Here is a 16,482-nt window from a genome sequence, read left to right as displayed (position 1 = left end):
GAGGATAGGCCCAGCGACGGATACGGGTAGTGCGGTAACCAACCCGCGGATGAGAGCATGATCAATCGTCGTCGATCAGGCGCCCGCGGCACACCCGCCAAGGTCAATGTAACCGCTGGTCTTGCAGCCGGCGAAGGAGTAAACTCGACCAGCGTTTCGGATGGCAGTCATGAGAGGTGTCATTTTGCCCCGAGCCGGAACCGACCCCATCTCGGAAACCCCTCTCCTGCCCTCACGACGCACCTAGGCGGCGCTAGGACGCGATTCCGCCGCCACCTCGCCACCTTCTTCCCGCTAAGCCTGCGCCGCGTAGCGGCGCATTGGTGACGCCGAAGGCGGCACGCAGCGAACTACACATTGGCCGGTAGGCCAATTCCGCATTATCTATTTCTAACTCTGCCGGGATTCATTCTGCCTATCTGAATCACGTTCCTGGCTCATGATCGATCGCCCAAGCCGAGCAAGAATCGCCGCAAGTCCCGGATCGTCCACGAGCTGAGCGGGTTGCTCGTCGAGCGGCAACCTAGCGACCATCGCCCTGCCCTCCTCGATCGCCGCCTTGCGCCGATCGGTGTCATCCTCGGGAAGCGGTGCGGTGATGCCGCGTTCCACCTGGGCGGGGAGCATTAGCCGATAGGCGTTCGAGGTCTGCTTGACCTGCGGCCCGCGCAGCCCCGCATTGCCGGTCGGCACATAGCGGCGAAGCCAATCAAGGAAGCCATGCGCCTTGAGCCGTTTGAGCGCGTCCGCCACCGCCGCGATCGAGCGGCCGATGCGAAGCGCCAGCGTCGCGATGGCCGGGTCGAGGCGACCGGTCTTATAGTCGATCAGGCGTAGTAGCTCGCGCAACACCTCAAGCCCGACATGGCCGATTGCTCCGTTCTCGCGGTTGTTGCGCGCGCGCCGGTTGGCGAGCCGTTTCAGGCGGTCATATTTCTCGGCCGCCTGCATGAAGCGAGCGACATTCTTGGGATTGAACGGCTGCCAGAACCGCCCTTCTCCGCCCTCCTCGGTGCGGCTGTAGCGATGGACCCGCTGGCCGGTCTGACGGCCCGGCCGTCGCCCTTTTGTCGCCCCTCCCAAGGCCTCGAACACAGTTTGCATGGGAACCTCCCGTCGATCGGTTGGCCCGGCTGCTGGCGGCAATCCCTCATGGACATAGCTCTCCCGTGCTCGAAAACAGCGTTTTCGAGTTGACTTCTCGCCTGATCTGCGGGAGGCTTGTTCTTGCGACAGAACGCGGGCCTCTTCCCGCAAATCAGACTTTCCGAGAGCCCGGCCGCCAAGCCGGGCTTTCGTCGTTTTGGCCCTAGCGGTGCCACCCGCTATGATCGCCACGACGAATCGACGAACAAGTTCGCCGACACTGAAGCCTGTCAGATTCCTATGCTGTTGGGAAGTGCGCTCTATAACGCTGGCGCAATAGTTTAAGTGTTCACGTGTTCACGTGTTCACGTGTTCATATGTGAGCCTGTTCACTTCTCAACGGGCTGATTGTATTTCTGGAGAATGTCGAGGACGGCCTCGGTCAACATTGCCTCGATCGTGCTGTCTTCCTTGACGGCGAGGATCGCGAACGCTCGGGCAACCGCTGGATCAAACCGGCCAGCGATCGACTTCTTCCCGATGCGGTTGCGCTGGCGGCGCGGCGCTTCGATCGGCAACATCGGTTCTTCAACCTCCGCAGCCGGACCGGTCGGCTTCCTGGCGTTTGTCGATCTTGCCACCCCCAAGCTCCTAAATCTTTGTGTTCACACATTCACATATTCACACGTGGACAGCTACCGCTCGCCGAACGGGTGCTTGCCGTGCTGGCGCATGAGGAGGTCGATGGCTTCGCCAAGGAGGGCCTGCAATGTCGTTCCCTGCTCGGCCGCCAGCATGTTCAGACCGCGACTGACCTCGGGGCTGAAATAGGCACTCACGGCCTTCTTGCCCTGCCGGGCCTGGGCACGGGCGGTCGGCGCCGCAGTCGTCGGGTCGGAACTGTCGCCGATCGCGCCGGCCTTCTCCGCCCGTTGCTGCTTCATCGCGCCGAACTTGCTCATGCCGCGCCCCGTTTTCTGTTCACTCGTGAACGTGTGGACACGTTCACCTGCTTACTTGTCCATGCCCATAAAGCGGTAACTTCCTCGGCCGCTTTGCCTTCAGGTTCCAACTCGATCGCGGTTTTTCCCTGCGCCGTGCTGTGATGATAGATCGCCCGCTGGGTGAGCATTACGGGCGCAACGTCCACGCCCATGCCCGCGACACCATCGCCGCCCTCGATCAGCTCGCGGGCATCTCGGTAGGTTGTCGGCGCGCGCTGGGGACCGCCCATGAACAGCACGAACGCGGGTTTGCCGGTCGCCTGTACCAGCTCGGCGGTCATCTCGACGGCTTTGAGATCGAACGCTTGCGGACGACAGGGAATCAACACCAGGTCCGCTACCTTGCAGGCTTCCCGCGCCATAATGTCGGCATGGGGTGGGGTATCGATCACCACTAGGTCGGCACCAAGCTCGGCCGCTTGCTGGAGCTTGCGCGGCAAGAGGGAAGGGGAGGCGCAATCGACCACCTCCAGGTCCGACGCTCCGCGCCACTCGCTCCAGTGGCTCGCTGTGGCTTGCGGGTCAGTGTCGAGAATCAACGCAGTAAGCCCCGCGCCCGCGCCGGCTGCGGCTAGGTGGATCGCCAAGGTCGTCTTGCCCGCGCCGCCTTTCTGGCTGATGACGGTGATGACCTTCATGTGAACCCCTGAACACGTGAACACGTGAACGTGTGAACGATGGAGTCGCGGCGGTCAACGGTTTCGATTGGCGGCGATCCGCCGTGCGGATCCTCGCCCGCCAGCCGATCGGAACCCGGTAGGGCCAAGACGGCTTGGGCTTGGGGAGCGAAGCGACTGAGAGCGGCGGTGCCGCGTAGCGGCAGGCGCCAGACTCTATCGCCGGTAGTCAGCTAGACGAGTTCGAGCTGAACGCGCCGGCCAACGACCGCTGCGGCCCGCTGCAGCGTCTCAATGGTCACATTGCCGTCCTTGGGATCAAGCACGCGATCAACCTGGGTGCGGCTGGTGTGCATCATCATGGCGAGGCGGTTCTTGCTGAGCTTGCGCTCCTTCATCGCATCGGCGAGCTGCCACGCAATAACCTCCTTGATCGCCCTGGCCTGAAACTCGCCAAGGACGCCTTCCTGTTCCAGAAAACTGTCGAGGGTCGGACCCCGGTGCTTGTTATCAGCCATTTTCGACCTCCTTCTGGCGCTTGCGCGCGAGTTCCAAATCCGATGCCGGCGTCTTGTTCGCCTTCTTGATGAAGCCGTGCAGCGCATACAGCTCGCCAGCCTGGAAGCAGAACATGACCCTCGCGATCGTCCCGTCCGGTAACGACGTGCGAACCTCGAACAGTCCCTTTCCCATCGGCCGTACCAGCGGCATACCTACCGGCCATCGAAACTGGACACGTTGCAAGTCCTGCCCGATCTCGCGTCGATTGACCTCCACAAGCCCGAGCAACCAGTCCCTGACCGGCACGTTGCCGGCGTCGGTCTGGTAGAACACCAGTTCAATTCTATGCGGCGGGTTCGTGCTCATCTGTGCCTTATAAAGTGCAATGCACCATATAAGGTGCAACTGTCAAGGGTGGGGCCGTCAGGCCACGCCCACAGGGTTGGGTGGGTGAGACCAAAACGCGGCTGCCGAACGGCAGCCTCAATCACCCTGTTGCCTGGCGCGCCCGATGATCGCGCAACACGCGCTGCACGGTCGAGCGCGACACGCGGAATAGATTGGCGAGCTGGGCAGGGGAGCCTTGGCCGGACTCGGCCTTGGCGATGATCTCGGCCCGCTGGGGACCGGTGAGGCTGGGGCGGCGTCCAAGGTGCCGGCCGGCTTTGCGGGCGTGCGCCAGCCCGTTCATGGTCCGCTCTCGGATCATGGCGCGCTCGAACTCGGCGAACGCGCCTAGCATCTGCGTCATCAACCGACCGGGGGCGGTGGTGGTGTCGATCGACTCGGTCAGCGATCGGAACCCCGCGCCTGCGGCGGTGATTGCCTCCAGCGTGAACAGGAGGTCGCGAAGCGAGCGCGATAAGCGGTCGAGCTTCCACACTACGAACACATCGCCGGGCTGCAAGCCGCCGATCGCGCGCACCAGCTCGGGGCGGTCAGCTCGGCCGCCCGATGCCTCCTCTTGGTAGATGGGATCGCACCCGGCATCGCGGAGCGCGCGAAGCTGCGGGTCTATATCCTGGGAGTCGCCTCGCGACACGCGGGCATAGCCGATTTCCATGCCTCGTTTTGGCACGGGGTTGTGACACCTGCAAACCCTTGGAAAAGCTGGAGCAGGGGGCTGGTGTCAAAACCGATCGAGACCGTTGAAAAACGCATGCTTGCTACCGCCCGGGCAGCGTGATTCACTCCTGCGAAGCAGCGGGGAGTAGGGACATGATGGGTCGGCAGGTAGCGCAGGGCGCGCTGTTCTACGGGTTCCGGCTCGACGATCATGTGCCCGCTGACCACCTGCTCCGACGTATCGACGGCCTCTTCGATTTCGGCTTCGTGCGCGACGCACTGGCGGCGAGCTACAGCATGACCGGGCGACCCTCGATCGATCCGGAACTGATGCTGCGGATGCTGCTGGTCGGCTACCTGTTCGGCATCCGCTCAGAACGGCGCTTGTGCGAGGAGGTGCACCTCAACCTCGCTTACCGCTGGTTCTGTCGGCTCGATCTGGCCGATCGGGTGCCTGATCATTCGACTTTCTCAAAGAACCGGCATGGTCGCTTCCGCGCCTGCGACCTGCATCGTCTCCTGTTCGAACAGGTGGTCGCCAAGTGCGCCGCGGCCGGGCTGGTGGCGGGGCGCGACGTGGCGGTGGACGGCAGCACGGTCATGGCCGATGCCAGCCGGGAGAAGAAGCTGAAGGGTGCCGAGGCAGCTGACGAACTGCGTGCTCGGGAGAGCGTCTCGCGGCCCGTTGCCGAGTATCTCGCGGCGCTCGATGCCGCGTTGCCGCCAGGTCCGGACGAGCCGGCCTCCGTCGAGCCGGCAAGCATCTCGCCAACTGACCCGCAGGCGGCGCTCACCTGCAAGCACGGGCCGGCACGCTACGCCTATGCTATCAACCCGCTGCTCGACCTCGACACTGACTGTATCCTCGACGTTGAGGCAACGCCCGCGCGCTTCGCAGCTGAAGTGGCCGCGACCCGGACGCTGGTGTCACGCATCGGGACCAAGCTGGGCATCGCGCCTGCGAGCCTCTCGGCCGACAAGGCGTATGGCAGCGGCCCACTGCTCGGCTGGCTGGTCGACCGGAACATCACGCCGTACATTCCGGTCATCGACCGCGGTCGCCAGCGCGATGCCTTCTTCACCCGCGATGCCTTTCGCTACGACCGCGAGGCCGACGCGTATCGCTGCCCGGCAGACAAGCTGCTTGGCTATTGCGGCACTAATCGCGCCAGTCAGGTCCGCGTCTACCGAAGCCGTCCCGCCGATTGCATCGCCTGCGAACTGAAACCCCAATGCACCATCGGCAAGAAGCGCGGTGTCACCCGCCTGGTGAGCGAGGATGCCCGTGATACCGTTCGTGCCCTTGCCGGCACCGAGGCCTACGTGCAGGCGCGGCGTCGAAGACAGCGGATCGAGCGCGTGTTCGGCCACCTGAAACGCAACCTGGGTCTACGAACGCTCAAGTTGCGAGGTCTCGCCGGAGCCGCGGAAGAGTTCACCATGGCCGCCGCGGCCTACAACCTCCAGCTGCTCGCGAGACAGGCCGTGCCGGCCTGATACGTAGGCCATCTTACCGATCACCGATGACAGTAGCCGTCCCCACGCGGCTCCAAGCAGCCGTTTTTCAACGGTCTCGACCGTCTGTGAAACACTCATGAAGCTCGGATATGCGCGGATTTCCAAAGCAGACGGCTCGCAGACCCTCGACCTTCAGATGGATGCGCTCACGGCGGCCGATGTCACTCCCGACCACGTCTACAAGGACGAAGCGTCTGGAAAGCGGGATGATCGTCCGGGGCTGGAAGCCTGCCTGAAAGCGCTACGGCCAGGCGACACACTTTATATATGGAAGCTTGACCGGCTGGGACGCGATCTCAAGCATTTGGTCACGACCGTACGCAGTCTGTCTGAACGAGGCGTCGGGCTTTGCGTCCTCACCGGCCAGGGCGTCGATATAGACACCACCACATCAAGCGGCAAACTGATATTCGGGATATTCGCGGCACTGGCCGAGTTCAAGGGCGATCTCATTCGCGAACGCACAATGGCGGGTCTCGCCGCTGCCCGCGCACGCGGACGTAAAGGCGGCCGCCAATTCGAGCTGACCAAAAACCAGATCCGCCTGGCCCAGTCTGCGATGGCCAATCGCGACACGAATATCGCTGACCTATGCCGTGAACTCGGCATTAGCCGCGCGACGCTCTATCGCTACGTCGGACCGAACGGCCAGTTGCGCGATCATGCAAAGCGGGTCCTCAAAGTCGCGTCCGGCACTCCGAATGCCCTCAGTGCTTGACCGAAATTCCTATGTCGCGTTCGGTACTTTTGCGGGGATGGACCCGATCCTCACCGGCTATGGCAATCTCGCCACCGCGGTGGCCGCCGTGAAGGAAGGGGCGATCGACTATCTGGCAAAGCCGGTCGACCCGGAAGACCTGGTGGCGGCTCTGCTCAGCCCGCCGGGCGAACGGCCCGAGCCACCGTCCGAGCCGATGTCAGCCGATCGCGTGCGCTGGGAACATATCCAGCGCGTCTATGAACTGTGTGACCGCAATGTCTCGGAGACCGCGCGCCGGCTGAAGATGCACCGGCGCACGCTCCAGCGGATCCTCGCCAAGCGCAGCCCGCGCTGATCCCCACGCGCGCTGCGCTCCGGCGCCACCGCGCCCCGCGCCTTTCTGTCGTTTTCGGGCCATCCGCTGCCGTTTCGGGCTAGCGGGCCAAGCGCCTGCGTGCATAGCCTGACCCCAGTCCAGCAGATACAGAAGGTTTGATTTCCACTCTCCCCCTGAAGTGTGCACCAATAACATAACAATATCCAACGCGACCGCATCAATCGTGACTGCGCGCCAGCCGCAGTCCAAAAGGGGTATTATTGATGAGAAGACATGGCCTCGTCTCCAGAGCCGCGCTGATGGCATCGGCAGCCCTGATTTCCGGACAGCCGGCCCGAGCCGCCGATGCTGCATCCGATGAGCAGACCGCGGCGGCCCAGTCGGCCCTTTCGGGTGAAATCGTCGTCACCGCGCAACGGCGCGAGCAGAATGTCCAGGACGTCGGCATCGCAATCGCCGCCTTCTCGGGCGAACAGCTGCGCACGCTCAACATCGTCGACAGCCGCGAACTCGCCGCGCTCACGCCCGGCGTCTCGACGAGCGGCAGCCTTGCCGGACAGAATACCCAATATACCATCCGGGGCGTCAACCAGATCGACCCCAACGACATCGTCGAGGCGCCCAATGCCGTCTACCTCGACGAGGGCTATATCGCGATCGCCCAGGGCCAGACTTTCTCACTGCTCGATATCGACCGGGTCGAGATCCTGAAAGGCCCGCAGGCAACCCTGTTCGGACGCAACGCGACCGGCGGCCTCGTCCATTACGTCACCCGCAAGCCGAGTCTCTCCGGCGTGGAAGGATTCGTCGAGCTTGGCTACGGACTGTACGACAGTCCGAGCACGCCCGGCGCGTTCCGGGGCGAGGCTGCGCTGAACGTGCCGCTGGCCGCAACGCTCGCCGCCCGCGCCGTCGTGATGTGGAGCAAGGCCGAGCCCTATCTCAAAAACAAATATCCCGATCAGGCGGTCGGCGGCCCGCCGGGGCCGGGCGCGGGTGCCGACCTCGGCAATGACGACACGCTGGCCGGACGGCTCACGCTGCTGTTCGAACCCTCGGACAGCGCGCGCTTCATCCTCGCCTTCAACGGCGCGCGCAGCCACCTTTCCACCGGGCCCTACCAGAACAAGCCGGTGATCGCCCATTATGATGCCAACCAGGAGCTGATCAACGTCACCGACGTTCAGCCAGGCGAGACAAGGGCGTCCATCGGCGCCGACGGCCAGGACCTGGGCTCCGACCTCAACAACGACGGCATACTGGGCGACACGGTCGGCCGTCTGCGGCCCGGCGGCGACCTGTTCGGCTACATCGACCCGGACGGCAAGGATTTCACATGGTCGGGCGATTTCGCTTTCGCCAATCCCGGCCGGGTCAAGACGACGGGCGTCAACCTCACGTCGGAATTCGACCTTTCGGACAGCGTGTCGCTGATCGTGGTGTCGGATTTCAAGCATTTCTACAAGAAACTGTTCGTGGACACCGATTCAGGACCTGAAAATCTCGCGGAAAACTATGCGCGCGTGAATGCGGACACATTTTCGCAGGAAGTGCGGATAAACGGAAAATCGGATTCCCTCGAATGGATCGCGGGCCTCTATTATCTCTATATCGACAATAAATCGGATAACGGACTCAAGTTTCCGGTCAACAGCATTGCGTCCCCGTTCCCGATGGACCTCGCATCCGTCGCCCATCTGAAGACCAACTCCTATTCTGGCTTCGGCCAGATCGACTGGAAATTTGCACCGCAGCTCAACCTCATCGTCGGCGGGCGCATCATCCGCGAAGAGAAGGATTATCATTTCACGCAGGCGATCTTCCCGACCGTCGGCTCGAACGACATCCATCTCGGAACCCCGATCATCATCGGCCCGGTGTTCGGGCCGTCCGGCCCCGCCCCCTATCAGGACAGTCACGGCCAGACGCTGTGGGCGGGCAAGCTGCAGCTCGAATACCGGCCGCAGGATGATCTGATGCTCTACGCCGGGGTCAACCGCGGAGTGAAAGCCGGCAGCTACAATGCCCAGCTGGCCGGCGGCCTCGGCGTTCCGGCAAGCGCGATCCGCTACGGACCCGAGACGCTGTGGAGTTATGAGGCCGGATTCAAATATATGTTCCCGGACCGGCGCACCCGCTTCAATGCCTCGGCCTTCTATTACGACTATCTCGACTATCAGTCGTTCCTGTTCACCGGGGTGTCGGGCGTGGTGATCAACGCCGATGCGCGGACCTATGGCGGCGAGGCGGAACTGTTCACCTCGCCCCTCGAAGGGCTCGACCTCGGGCTGATGGCCTCCTGGTTCGATTCCAAGGTGAAGGACGTGCCGCTGCGGGTCAACGGGCCGATCGTGCGCGATGTGAAGCCGGTCTATGCGCCGCAACTGCAGATGACGGGCGTCATCCGCTATGCCTGGGATGCCTCGTTCGGCGGCGTGATGTCGGTCGGAGCTGACGCATCCTATTCCAGCTCCTATTATTATAACCTCCGCAACTTCGATGCTGACAAGTTCGGTCGCTATCTGATGGCCAATGCCAATATCTCCTGGTCGAAGGATGCCCTCGAGCTCATATTCTCCGTCAAGAACATCACCGATGTGCGCGCCGGAGTCATGGGCTACAATGTCGCGACCCTGTGCGGGTGCAACGAGGTTTCATACAAGCCGCCGCGGTTCTTCAAGGTATCGGCGCGATATACGTTCTGAACTCCGGCCATCGATTTCGTGATGCCCGTCCAACCCATGTTCTGATGGAGCCATATGATGAACGCACATACCCATCTCTGGGCCGAACGCTTTCCCGAGATCGGCACCGATCCCGTTCCGGTCGACGCCTGCATCTCGCCCGATTATTTCGAGCGGGAACGCGAAAAGCTGTTCAAGAAAGTCTGGCTGAAGGTCGGCCGGGTGGAGGAGTTTCCGCAGACCGGCTCGTGGAAACTGGTGGACATGGACATCTGGAACACCCAGATCATCCTGGCGCGCGGTGTCGATGGCCGCATCCGCGGCTTCCACAACACCTGCTCGCACCGTGGCAACACCGTCGTCTCGGGACCCGAAACCAGCGGCCGCACCCGGCATTTCTTCTGCAATTTCCACGGCTGGACCTATGATCTGGAAGGCCAGTTGACCGACATTCCCCAGGAGGAGGAGTTTTTCGACAGCTTCAAGCGCTGCGAGAACGGGCTCACCCCCGTGGGCGTCGACGTGTGGGAAGGGTTTGTGTTCGCCCATCTCGATCCCGCGCCCGCGCAGTCGCTTGCCGCCTATCTCGGCCAGGTGGGCGAGCGGCTCGCGGGCTTTCCCTATGGCGAGATGACGGCGGTCTATGCCTATCGCACGATTTTGAACTGCAACTGGAAGGTTGCGCAGGATGCCTTTTCGGAGGCCTATCACGTCACCACGATCCACGCCGGCTCATTCCCGGACGGGTTCAACGCGAAGCTTGGCGACGTCGAGATTCTCGGGCCGCACCGCAGCGGCTCGGTCTGCATGGCCGATGGCGGTCCGAAGCAGACCCCGGTGGCGAAGCTTGCCCACCAGCTCGGCACCTCGTCGATCGCCAAGCGCGGGGTCCGCACCGAACTGCCGCCGCTCATCAACCCGCGGCGCGACCCCAATTTCGCGTTCGAGCTTGCAGTTCTGTTCCCCAATTTCCTCGTGCACATCATGGACGGCCTTTATTTCACCCACCAGTTCATGCCGATCGCGGTCGACAAGACGCTGTGGGAAGGGATCCAGTATTTCCGTCCGCCCCAGAACGCGGGGCAGCGGTTCAGCCAGGAACATGGGCAGCTGCTGCAACGCAACGCCTGGCTGGAAGACACGGCGACCATGGAGGCGACGCACGCGGCGCTGGCGTCCCGATCCAAGAAAGTGATGCACCTCCAGGATCATGAAATCCTCATCCGCCACGGATACAAATCGGTGGAAGACTATCTCAACGCCTGACTCCAGTGGGATGCACCCAGCCATGACCTTCTCCTATCTTCCCGCCGGCTTTTCCGATCTTGAGCCACTGGCGGAACAATGGGCGCTCGCCACGCAGAATGCCCGGGAAAACAGGCGGCGATCGAGCACACCCGCCGACCTGCAGATTTTCTACGATGCGACCGTGGGCCGGCTCGACGCGATGATCGAATATCTGAATGCGATGCCGCTCGACTCGATGCCGGATGATGCGAAAAACCTGTTCTATCTGACACTCTCGCTTGCCGAAGTCGCGCCCCACATCGAACTCTACGGCGGCAAGACGCGGGTTCCCTACAGTTTCGAGGAAGAGCGGTTCCACGCCGAACATGGCGCCACGCCTTTCTTCCTCGGATGAACGGAGACGGCCGATGACAACGGATATCGAGGCACTCGCAGCGCAGGTCCGTCAGCTCCACGACCTCGAAGCGATCCGCGGCCTGATCGGCCGCTATGCGATCGGGGCCGACCGCCAGAACGATCCCGCGATCATGGCGCCGCTGTTCGCCGAGGATGCGACCTGGGAATCGGAAGGGTTCGGCCGGTTCGCCGGCCGGGCGACGATTGCCGAGGCCCTTTCGAAAACCGGCCAGGAGCAGATCCTCTGGACGCTCCACTATATGATCTCGCCGACGATTTTTCTGGACGGCGACCAGGCCCATGGCAGCTGGTATCTGTGGGAACTGGCCACCATCGCCGGCGCGGATGGCGCGGCGCGATCGGTGTGGGTCGGTGGCACATATGATGCCCGCTTCGTCCGGCGCGACGGCGGCTGGTATTTCCATGCGCTGATTCTCAACGTGAAGCTCGCCACCCCCTTTGACACGCCATGGAGCCCGGATCCCCGCACGGCTCTGTGATTTCTCCCTTTCGAAAGGTGCATCCCTTTATGTCGGGCCTCAGATTTGGTGTTTACTGCGAAATGCAGACCGCTCCCGAAAAGTCGGAGCAGGAATTGTTGTGGGACGTGTTCCACCAGATCGAGCATGCCGACCAGATGGGCTATTATTCCTACAATCTGATCGAACACCATTGTTTTGCAAGCTTCGGAACTTCGGCCAATCCACTGGCGATGTTTGCAGCCGCCGCCCAGCGCACCACCGATATCCGCTTCCGCACGCTGTGCCACACGCTGCCGCTGCACAATCCGATGGTGCTCGCCGGCGAGATCGCGCAGACCGACATCCTGACCGGCGGCCGCCTCGAACTCGGCTTCGGCCGTGGCCATGGCTGGCTCTATCCGCCGCTCGGCATTGCGATGGAGGAAAGCCAGGGCCGCTATCAGGAAGGCCTTGATCTCCTGGAACTGGCATGGACCAAAGACCGGTTCAGCTATCACGGCGAATATTTCGATGTGGACAATGTGTCGGTCGTGCCGAAGCCGGTGCAGAAACCCTATCCCAAAGCCTATATGACCGGCACCAGCGGCAAGAATTTCGAACTGGCCGCCGAAAAAGGCTGGGGCATCGTCTGCGGCGGGCCCGCCCCCTATGACGTGTTCGCGCCGGGCATCGCCACCTACCGCGCCGCCTGCCAGAAATCCGGCGCGGTGCCCGACATCGGCTACAATCGTGCGATCTTTCTTGCCGAAGACGAGAATACCGCGATGCGCGAGGGCCGGGAGGCGATCCTCAATTTCTTCGAGTTCAATATCCGGCCGCACGATTCGCTGCGCGGCAACGCGCCGCTGCGCGACCGGCTGAATGCCAGCGGTTACCAGTTCTATGCCAGCGACGTGCTGCAATCCCTGCGCAACTTCAGCTTCGAGCAGATCGTCGAGAATGAACTTGCATGGGTCGGCACGCCCGCCCAGATCACCAAAAAGCTCGCGGCCTTCCACGACAAGGTGAAGTTCAACGAATTCAACATCATCGCGCATTATGGCAACATCGAACCGTGGAAGGCGGTCCGCAATCAGGAACTGTTCGCTCGCGAGGTGATGCCCGCGTTCGCCTGAACCCCCACCGCGACCAGACACGCCAGGATCATCCATGACCGACATCGCTCCCGTACGCTGGGGAATCATCGGCTCGGGCTGGATCAGCACCGATGCGATCGCGCCCGCCCTGAACACCATTCCGGAGGCGGTTGTGCACAGCGTGTGCAGCCGCGATCCGGAGCGGGCTTCCGAATTTGCCAAGGAATGGGGTGCCAGGCCCTATGCCGATCTCGACGCGTTTCTGGCCGACCCCGATCTCGACGCGGTGTTCGTCGCCACGCCCAACGCGCGCCATCCGGATGACGTGTTTGCCTGCGCGCGCGCCGGCAAACATGTGCTGTGCGACAAGCCGCTGGCCCCCGACGGCGCGACGGCCGACCGGATGGTCGCTGCCTGCGCCGAGGCGGGCGTGCTGCTCGGCACCGGCTATCAGATGCGGTTTCACCCGATCCATGTCGAGATGGCGCGCCGGGTGGCGGCGGGCGATCTCGGCCGGATCATCCATGCCCATGTCCATGCCTGCTTCCGCTATCCGTTCCCGCCCTCGCCGTGGCGCCGCACCCTCGAAGGATCGGGCGGCGGCTGGGCGACCGGCGATCTTGGCACCCATCTCGTTGATCTGCTGCTGTGGCTGCTCGGCCCCGTGCGGTCGGTCCAGGCTACGATGGACAACCAGACCTATGGCTATGAGACCGAGGACATCTGCTCGGCGGTGCTCGCGTTCGAGGGGGGCACGCTTGCCACCCTCACCTGTTCGACCGCGGTCACCGCGCCGCGCAGCGAACTCGGCCTCTACGGCGAGAGCGGCAGCCTGATCGCCGAGCAGACGATCGGGATCGGCACGACCGGCCGGCTGCTCGCCGGCATGGATCTGGTCGAACAGCCCGTCGATCATCCTGCGGCATCCCCCTATCAGATGGAACTGACCGCGTTCAGCCGCGCGGTGCGTGGGGTGGCGCCGCTCGGCGTCAGCGGACGCCAGGGTGCCGATGCATGCCGGGTGCTGGATGCGATCCGCCGCTCCGCCCGCGAGGGCGGCCGGGTGACGGTCGACCGCGGATGACGGCAGACTGGCACGAACGGTCGATCGCGGAACTCGGGGCGGCGATGGCCGCCGGCCGGCTGACGAGCGTGGCTTTGTGCGACCATTTTCTCGACCGCATCGCCCGGCTCGATCGCGCGGGCCCGATGCTCAACAGCGTGCGCGAGGAAAACCCCGAGGCCCGGGCGATCGCCCGGGCCCTCGATGCCGAACGCGCGGCCGGCGCCGTGCGCGGGCCGCTGCACGGGATTCCGGTGCTTCTGAAGGACAATATCGCAACCGGCGACGGCATGGCGACGACCGCCGGTTCGCTGGCGCTCGCGGGCCTGCGGCCACTGCGCGATGCAGGCATCGTCCGCCGGCTGCGCGCGGCGGGCGCCGTCATCCTCGGCAAATGCAACATGACCGAATTTGCCGATTATCTGGCCGACACCATGCCGTCGGAATATAGTTCGGCGGGCGGCGTGGTGCGTCATCCGCACGGGCTGCGTTATGATCGGGGCGGCGGGTCGAGCGTCGGTCCGGCGTGTGCGGTGGCAGCCGGGCTCGCGGTGTTCGCGATCGGCAGCGAAACGCAGAATTCGATCCAGACTCCGGCCAGCCAGTCGGCCGTGGTGGGATTGAAGCCCACGGTGGGCCTCGTCAGCCGGGCGGGCATCGTGCCGCTGGTCACGAGCCAGGACACCGCGGGCCCCCTGACCCGCAGCGTCGCTGATGCCGCCGTCGTGCTCGCCGCGATCGCGGGTGCCGATTTCGGCGATTCGGCGACGCTCGATGCCGCCACCCATGCCGCCGACTATGGCCGGTTTCCCGATGCCAGCGCCCTTGCCGGCGCCCGGATCGGCGTGGCGCGGCGGGTCTATTTCGGACGGCCGGGCCAGGCGGCGGCCGACGCGGTGGCAGACGCCGCCCTTGTGGTCGCGCGCGTCCATGGCGCGATGGTGATCGATCCGGCCGACGTGCCGACGGCAGACGCGGTGGCCGCACTCCGCTCCACCGTGTTCCCCAGCGCGTTCAAGGCGGGCCTCAACGCCTTTCTCGAAGCGCAGGGGCCGGCGGCCCCATGTGCGAACCTCGCCGCGATCCTTGCCTTCAATGCCGCCAACCCGGAAGCCTGCCTGCGCTATGGCCAGGCGCTCGCCGAAGCGGCCGAGGGCAGTGCCGGCATCGATGCGCCGGTCTATCGTGCCGATCGCCAGCGCGATGTGCTGCTCAGCCGCACCCTTGGCATCGAGGCCGTCTGCCAGCACTATGGGCTCGATGCGCTGCTGGTGCCCGGCGGCGCCGCCGCCAAGCTGACGGGGAAGGCCGGCTGCCCGGTGCTCACGGTGCCGGCCGGCTGGGGGGATGATGGCTGGCCGGCAGGCATCAGCCTGATCGGCCCCGCTTTTTCCGAGCCGCGGCTGCTTGCGATCGGCCATGCGCTCGAACAGGCGCTGGCCGCCGAGGCCCGGGCGGGCGGGCGGCCCGAACCGCGCCGCCGCGCGCCGGACTGACAGGGAGAATAACAGTGCCATCCATCACGCTCAGCCAGGCGCAGGCCATGATCGACGGGGCGCTGGCCCATGCCGCCACCCTCGCGCTGAAGCCGCTCGCGGTTGCCGTCCTCGATCCGGGCGGACATGTCATCGCGCTGGCGCGTCAGGACGGCGCCTCGACGTTGCGCCCCCAGATCGCGACGGGAAAGGCAGCCGGCGCGCTGGGGCTCGGCGTGTCGAGCCGCCGGATCGGCGACATGGCGGCCGAGCGGCCCTGGTTCGTGGCGGCCCTCGGCCCGGCCGCAGCGCAGGGGCTGATTCCGGCTGCCGGCGGGCTGATCGTGGAGGCGGAAGACGGCACGATTTCAGGCGCCATCGGCGTGACGGGCGACACGTCGGACAATGACGAGCTGTGCGCGCTCGCCGGGATCGCGGCCGCCGGCCTGTCCGCGCGAGCCTGACGGGACCAGGGATAAGGGAGAGGGAGATGGGTGAAGCGATGGTCACGCGGGCGGGCCTGTCGGTGGCGGCAGCCCTGGCGGCGTTCGTCGACGAGCAGGTGCTTCCCGGCACCGGCATCGCGCCCGACCGGTTCTGGGAGGGCGCGGCACGGATTCTCGCGACGTTCGCGCCGGAAAACCGCGCCCTGCTGGCCGAGCGCGACCGGATGCAGGCCGCGATCGACCAGTGGCACCGCGCGCGCGGGCCCATCCCGATCGAGCCCGCCGCCTACCGGGCATTTCTGCAGTCGATCGGCTATCTGGTCGACGAGCCGGCGCCGTTTATGATCACGACCGCCGGCATCGATGCCGAAATCGCAGAGATGGCCGGGCCGCAGCTGGTGGTGCCGGTGCTCAACCGCCGCTTCCTCGTCAATGCCGTCAATGCCCGCTGGGGCAGCCTCTATGACGCGCTCTATGCCTCGGATGCCCTTCCCGGCGCGCCGGCTGGTCCGGGCTATGATGCCGCGCGCGGTGCCGCCGTGATCCGGCGGGCGAAGGCATTTCTCGATTCCGCCGTGCCGCTTGCCCGGGGCAGCCACGCCGCTGCCGCTGGCTATCATGTGGCGGCCGGCGCGCTGGTGCCAGCACTGGCCGATCCGGCGCTGTTTGCCGGCCATCGCGGCGATCCGGCGGCCCCCGATGCGATCCTGCTCCGACACCATGGCCTCCATATCGAAATCCGCATCGACCGCAGCCATCCCGTGGGCGCTGCCGATGCGGCGGG

At 64.6% G+C, this 16,482-nt stretch carries 18 protein-coding genes and 1 pseudogene; 12 read left to right on the top strand and 7 right to left on the bottom strand.

The annotated features are described in order from the left end of the window. Positions 1–390: 390 nt before the first annotated feature. The 7 genes from LH128_RS00940 to LH128_RS00910 all read right to left on the bottom strand — a co-directional run bounded on the left by LH128_RS00940 (position 391) and on the right by LH128_RS00910 (position 4,271). Positions 391–1,104: a hypothetical protein gene (locus LH128_RS00940; protein ID WP_008827689.1), complete on the bottom strand. Its 714-nt coding sequence runs from the start codon at positions 1,102–1,104 to the stop codon at positions 391–393. 371 nt (positions 1,105–1,475) lie between these two features. Next, on the bottom strand, positions 1,476–1,667 hold the full coding sequence (locus LH128_RS00935; protein ID WP_008827688.1) for a ribbon-helix-helix domain-containing protein: 192 nt from the start codon (positions 1,665–1,667) through the stop codon (positions 1,476–1,478). A 114-nt stretch (positions 1,668–1,781) separates the two neighbouring features. Then, positions 1,782–2,048, bottom strand: coding sequence for a ribbon-helix-helix domain-containing protein (locus LH128_RS00930; protein ID WP_008827687.1), 267 nt, complete (start codon positions 2,046–2,048; stop codon positions 1,782–1,784). Then, positions 2,045–2,728 (bottom strand): ParA family partition ATPase, encoded by a 684-nt coding sequence (parA, locus tag LH128_RS00925; RefSeq protein ID WP_008827686.1) that lies wholly within the window; start codon positions 2,726–2,728, stop codon positions 2,045–2,047. Before parA ends, LH128_RS00930 begins: the two co-directional genes overlap by 4 nt. 212 nt (positions 2,729–2,940) lie before the next feature. Then, positions 2,941–3,225, bottom strand: a complete 285-nt coding sequence (locus LH128_RS00920) for an XRE family transcriptional regulator (protein WP_008827685.1) — start codon at positions 3,223–3,225, stop codon at positions 2,941–2,943. Continuing rightward, the gene (locus tag LH128_RS00915) at positions 3,218–3,574 is read right to left on the bottom strand and encodes a type II toxin-antitoxin system RelE/ParE family toxin (protein ID WP_008827684.1); all 357 of its coding nucleotides are present in this window, start codon (positions 3,572–3,574) and stop codon (positions 3,218–3,220) included. The genes LH128_RS00920 and LH128_RS00915 overlap by 8 nt, the downstream gene beginning before the upstream one ends. Before the next feature lie 121 nt (positions 3,575–3,695). After that, the gene (locus LH128_RS00910; protein WP_008827683.1) at positions 3,696–4,271 is read right to left on the bottom strand and encodes a recombinase family protein; all 576 of its coding nucleotides are present in this window, start codon (positions 4,269–4,271) and stop codon (positions 3,696–3,698) included. Positions 4,272–4,426: 155 nt separating this feature from the next. On the opposite strand from LH128_RS00910, the gene LH128_RS00905 reads away from it, so the two are divergent. The 12 genes and pseudogenes from LH128_RS00905 to LH128_RS00850 form a co-directional block, all read left to right on the top strand. Next, the gene (locus tag LH128_RS00905) at positions 4,427–5,770 is read left to right on the top strand and encodes an IS1182 family transposase (RefSeq protein ID WP_008827682.1); all 1,344 of its coding nucleotides are present in this window, start codon (positions 4,427–4,429) and stop codon (positions 5,768–5,770) included. A 97-nt stretch (positions 5,771–5,867) separates the two neighbouring features. Then, positions 5,868–6,509 (top strand): recombinase family protein, encoded by a 642-nt coding sequence (locus tag LH128_RS00900; protein ID WP_008827681.1) that lies wholly within the window; start codon positions 5,868–5,870, stop codon positions 6,507–6,509. 37 nt (positions 6,510–6,546) lie between these two features. After that, positions 6,547–6,846, top strand: coding sequence for a hypothetical protein (locus tag LH128_RS00895; RefSeq protein ID WP_327195010.1), 300 nt, complete (start codon positions 6,547–6,549; stop codon positions 6,844–6,846). A gap of 281 nt (positions 6,847–7,127) precedes the next feature. Then, positions 7,128–9,533 (top strand): TonB-dependent receptor, encoded by a 2,406-nt coding sequence (locus LH128_RS00890; RefSeq protein WP_008827679.1) that lies wholly within the window; start codon positions 7,128–7,130, stop codon positions 9,531–9,533. A gap of 57 nt (positions 9,534–9,590) precedes the next feature. Then, complete coding sequence (locus LH128_RS00885) at positions 9,591–10,778, top strand: aromatic ring-hydroxylating oxygenase subunit alpha (RefSeq protein WP_008827678.1); 1,188 nt, start codon at positions 9,591–9,593, stop codon at positions 10,776–10,778. Between the two features lie 22 nt (positions 10,779–10,800). Beyond that, on the top strand, positions 10,801–11,154 hold the full coding sequence (locus LH128_RS00880; protein WP_008827677.1) for a hypothetical protein: 354 nt from the start codon (positions 10,801–10,803) through the stop codon (positions 11,152–11,154). A gap of 13 nt (positions 11,155–11,167) precedes the next feature. Continuing rightward, entirely contained in the window at positions 11,168–11,656 is a 489-nt protein-coding gene (locus tag LH128_RS00875; protein WP_008827676.1) for a nuclear transport factor 2 family protein, read from the top strand. Then, positions 11,626–12,753 (top strand): LLM class flavin-dependent oxidoreductase, encoded by a 1,128-nt coding sequence (locus LH128_RS00870; RefSeq protein ID WP_083910018.1) that lies wholly within the window; start codon positions 11,626–11,628, stop codon positions 12,751–12,753. Before LH128_RS00875 ends, LH128_RS00870 begins: the two co-directional genes overlap by 31 nt. A gap of 34 nt (positions 12,754–12,787) precedes the next feature. Then, entirely contained in the window at positions 12,788–13,798 is a 1,011-nt protein-coding gene (locus LH128_RS31100) for a Gfo/Idh/MocA family protein (RefSeq protein WP_008827674.1), read from the top strand. Continuing rightward, positions 13,795–15,273, top strand: coding sequence for an amidase family protein (locus tag LH128_RS00860; protein ID WP_008827673.1), 1,479 nt, complete (start codon positions 13,795–13,797; stop codon positions 15,271–15,273). Before LH128_RS31100 ends, LH128_RS00860 begins: the two co-directional genes overlap by 4 nt. A gap of 14 nt (positions 15,274–15,287) precedes the next feature. After that, a complete protein-coding gene (locus tag LH128_RS00855; RefSeq protein ID WP_008827672.1) occupies positions 15,288–15,716 on the top strand; it encodes a GlcG/HbpS family heme-binding protein in 429 nt (142 codons plus the stop codon). 26 nt (positions 15,717–15,742) lie between these two features. Then, positions 15,743–16,482, top strand: a pseudogene (locus LH128_RS00850) (malate synthase G); the annotation flags it as partial.

Origin of the sequence: Sphingomonas sp. LH128 (genome assembly GCF_000293195.2) — a bacterium.
Lineage (GTDB): Bacteria > Pseudomonadota > Alphaproteobacteria > Sphingomonadales > Sphingomonadaceae > Novosphingobium > Novosphingobium resinovorum_A.
Note: the sequence above shows the minus strand (reverse complement) of the source record. Positions and strands in the feature narration are given on the sequence as shown.

Excerpts from the sequence above, each read along its gene's own strand:
- LH128_RS00870 (WP_083910018.1), top strand. The coding sequence starts at position 11,626 with ATGGAGCCCGGATCCCCGCACGGCTCTGTGATTTCTCCCTTTCGAAAG.
- LH128_RS00890 (WP_008827679.1), top strand. The coding sequence starts at position 7,128 with ATGGCATCGGCAGCCCTGATTTCCGGACAGCCGGCCCGAGCCGCCGAT.
- LH128_RS00885 (WP_008827678.1), top strand. The coding sequence starts at position 9,591 with ATGAACGCACATACCCATCTCTGGGCCGAACGCTTTCCCGAGATCGGC.
- parA (WP_008827686.1), bottom strand. The coding sequence starts at position 2,728 with ATGAAGGTCATCACCGTCATCAGCCAGAAAGGCGGCGCGGGCAAGACG.
- LH128_RS00935 (WP_008827688.1), bottom strand. The coding sequence starts at position 1,667 with ATGTTGCCGATCGAAGCGCCGCGCCGCCAGCGCAACCGCATCGGGAAG.
- LH128_RS00875 (WP_008827676.1), top strand. The coding sequence starts at position 11,168 with ATGACAACGGATATCGAGGCACTCGCAGCGCAGGTCCGTCAGCTCCAC.
- LH128_RS00900 (WP_008827681.1), top strand. The coding sequence starts at position 5,868 with ATGAAGCTCGGATATGCGCGGATTTCCAAAGCAGACGGCTCGCAGACC.
- LH128_RS00880 (WP_008827677.1), top strand. The coding sequence starts at position 10,801 with ATGACCTTCTCCTATCTTCCCGCCGGCTTTTCCGATCTTGAGCCACTG.
- LH128_RS00910 (WP_008827683.1), bottom strand. The coding sequence starts at position 4,271 with ATGGAAATCGGCTATGCCCGCGTGTCGCGAGGCGACTCCCAGGATATA.
- LH128_RS00905 (WP_008827682.1), top strand. The coding sequence starts at position 4,427 with ATGATGGGTCGGCAGGTAGCGCAGGGCGCGCTGTTCTACGGGTTCCGG.
- LH128_RS00920 (WP_008827685.1), bottom strand. The coding sequence starts at position 3,225 with ATGGCTGATAACAAGCACCGGGGTCCGACCCTCGACAGTTTTCTGGAA.
- LH128_RS00915 (WP_008827684.1), bottom strand. The coding sequence starts at position 3,574 with ATGAGCACGAACCCGCCGCATAGAATTGAACTGGTGTTCTACCAGACC.
- LH128_RS00930 (WP_008827687.1), bottom strand. The coding sequence starts at position 2,048 with ATGAGCAAGTTCGGCGCGATGAAGCAGCAACGGGCGGAGAAGGCCGGC.
- LH128_RS00895 (WP_327195010.1), top strand. The coding sequence starts at position 6,547 with ATGGACCCGATCCTCACCGGCTATGGCAATCTCGCCACCGCGGTGGCC.
- LH128_RS00860 (WP_008827673.1), top strand. The coding sequence starts at position 13,795 with ATGACGGCAGACTGGCACGAACGGTCGATCGCGGAACTCGGGGCGGCG.
- LH128_RS31100 (WP_008827674.1), top strand. The coding sequence starts at position 12,788 with ATGACCGACATCGCTCCCGTACGCTGGGGAATCATCGGCTCGGGCTGG.
- LH128_RS00940 (WP_008827689.1), bottom strand. The coding sequence starts at position 1,104 with ATGCAAACTGTGTTCGAGGCCTTGGGAGGGGCGACAAAAGGGCGACGG.